This window comes from Methanobrevibacter sp. (genome assembly GCF_045120835.1).
Taxonomy (GTDB): Archaea; Methanobacteriota; Methanobacteria; order Methanobacteriales; family Methanobacteriaceae; genus Methanocatella.
Genome location: NZ_JBGVFE010000090.1, coordinates 1 through 2,657 on the forward strand (window position 1 = coordinate 1; position 2,657 = coordinate 2,657).

Genomic DNA, 2,657 nt, shown 5'->3' on the forward strand with positions numbered 1-2,657 from the left:
CAACAGGGAGTTATATGCAAATGCCCAGAAAATGTTCTCTTTGATTCTGCGCATAACTTTTTTGGAAAATTGAACTGCAGCAACAACATTTTCCAAGTCTCCTTCCATAACAACAATATCCCCGCTTTCCATTGCAATGTCAGTACCGTTACCCATAGCAACTCCGATATCGGCCTGCGTAAGTGCAGGAGCATCGTTAATACCATCTCCAACAAACAGTACCTTTCTAGTGTTGTTCTCCTGTGCCTGTTTAACAATGCTTAACTTGTTTTCGGGAAGAACCCCTGCCTCCACATTATCGATTCCAACTTCACGGGCCACCGTAAGCGCAGTGGATTCGTTGTCACCAGTTAACATGTATGTTTCGACACCCATCTTGTGCAGTTCCTCAATTGTTCTTTTTGAATTGGACTTGATTTTATCTGACAGGCTTAAGATGCCCTTTACTGATTTATCCTGAGCCAAAAAGATAATGGTCTTGCTTAAGGCTTCAAGTTCATGATATTTATCAACAAGTTCAAATGCGACATTCACATCCTCGCTTTCCATTAACTTCAAATTGCCCGCAAGAACCTCACTGCCGTTGAGCTGTGCTTTAAGGCCCTTACCTGTCACATTCTCAAATTCAGTTGTTGGATCCAATTCTATGTTCAACTCTTTAGCCTTGTTTACAATAGCCTTTGCAATCGGGTGATTTGAATTCTGCTCGACACTGGCAACGAGTTTGACCAATTCATCATCGCCAATGCCATAGGCAATGATATCATCCACTTCAGGTTTTCCTTCAGTAATCGTACCGGTCTTATCAAAAGCGGCAACATCAATCTGGCCGGCATTTTCCAATGTATCTCCATTTTTAATTAAGATACCGAATTCGGCAGCCCTTCCAACACCTACAGTAACTGCAGTAGGAGTCGCAAGACCCAATGCGCAAGGACATGCCACTACCAAAATTGAAATCAGACATGTCAATGAGAACAGCAATGATTCGCCTAAAACAAAATACCATATTGCAAAAACAACAATTGCTATTGTCAGAATGACCGGAATAAAATAGGTTACAATGGTATTTGCGAATTTCTGAACCGGAGGCCTAGAGCTTTGAGCTTTTTCAACCAAACGAATGATGTTTGACAATACTGTTTCCTTGCCAATCTTTTGAGCCTTGATATATAAGACCCCATCCTGATTGATAGTTCCGGCAAAGACCTCTTCACCGTCGTGCTTAACTTTAGGAATCGGTTCACCGTTGATCATTGATTCATCCACATAGGACTCTCCGCCAACGACATCCCCATCAACCGGGATTTTTTCACCGGGCTTTACCAAAAGCATGTCATCGATTTCAATGTCGGCAATTGAAACCTCCTTTTGGGATATTATTTCACCTGAATCATCAAGTTCAATCGCTGTTGCAACAGTCGGCTGAAGGCCGATCAATTCACGAATAGAATCTGATGTTCTTTTCTTGGCTCTTGCTTCAAGGTACCTACCAATCATTAAAAATGAAGGAAGCATTACTGCTGAGTCATAAAACATGAATGAATGGTCCAATACAATGTGGAAAGTTCCTAAAATGCTTGAAACGTATGCCACCATTATACCCATTGAATACATTACATCCATATTCAAATTCTTGTGCATCAAACCGTTGGCGCCAGCTTTTAAGATTGGAAGAGACACATACAAAAATGGTGCAATACTTACAAGCAATGACAACAGTCCCATTGATGAAATATCAATGCCTGTTGCCTGTTTAATTGAATGGGTAACACCCATTAATGGATCCCATCCGCTAAACATCAGAATCATTAGAACAGCTGAAAATATTAAGCCAACAATAATTCTATTGCGTTTTTCATTAAGATCCTTTTGATAAATCGCCTCTTCGTCAATTTCTGTTTGACCTTCGATTCCCAAAAGCTCAAAACCTAAAGACTCAATTACCTTTTCAATTTCATCTATCTCTACTTTAGATGAGTCATATCGTATTTTTGCTGATTGTGATGTCAAATCCGCCTTAACATCGAATATTCCGTCCAATCGTATTAAAAAATTCTCGACATTCATTGTACATGAGGCACAGTGCATTCCCTGAATTCTTAAGGTCATTTCATCTGAGTGTAGTTCAAAACCTAAATTCTTCACTAATCTTTCCATTTCCTCATAGGAAATTTTTTTAGTATCAACTGTAATGTGCAGTTTGTTTGATGCCAAATCAGCGTCAACAGCCTCCACACCTTCAATTTTTTCAAAAGTTTTATTTACACTTAAAACACAGGAAGCACAGTGCATTCCCTCAATTGGCAAATCCATAAGCTTGTGCTTTACCATGACATCACCTTATTTATAACAATAGTTTTATTCTTAATGCATATAAATTTTAGGTTTGCTAAAATTTTCTGTTTGGATAATGTAAAAAATAGATTTATCAGTTTAAAATCGGCTGATTGAAGAAATAAGCATTATTTTAAATGTAATTAACCTTAATATCTCTGTGAGGAATTGTTCTTCTAAATTTGACTTTAGGATATCCAATGACAAAAGAAGAGTACATATGCTTTTTCACATCAATATCCGGGAAAAACTCCATAAGTCTCTCATGGTCTATTTCATCAGCCTTCAATATAAAAAGAGAATAGAATCCTCCCAGACCA

1 protein-coding gene and 1 pseudogene are annotated in these 2,657 nt (G+C 38.4%); both read right to left on the reverse strand.

Annotation, left to right across the window (positions count from 1 at the left end; genetic code table 11):
• A partial coding sequence (locus tag ACJMLO_RS08090; protein WP_405295668.1) for a heavy metal translocating P-type ATPase occupies window positions 1-2,334 on the reverse strand: 2,334 nt, incomplete at its 3' end.
• 136 nt (window positions 2,335-2,470) lie between these two features.
• A pseudogene (locus ACJMLO_RS08095) lies at window positions 2,471-2,657 on the reverse strand (hypothetical protein); the annotation flags it as partial.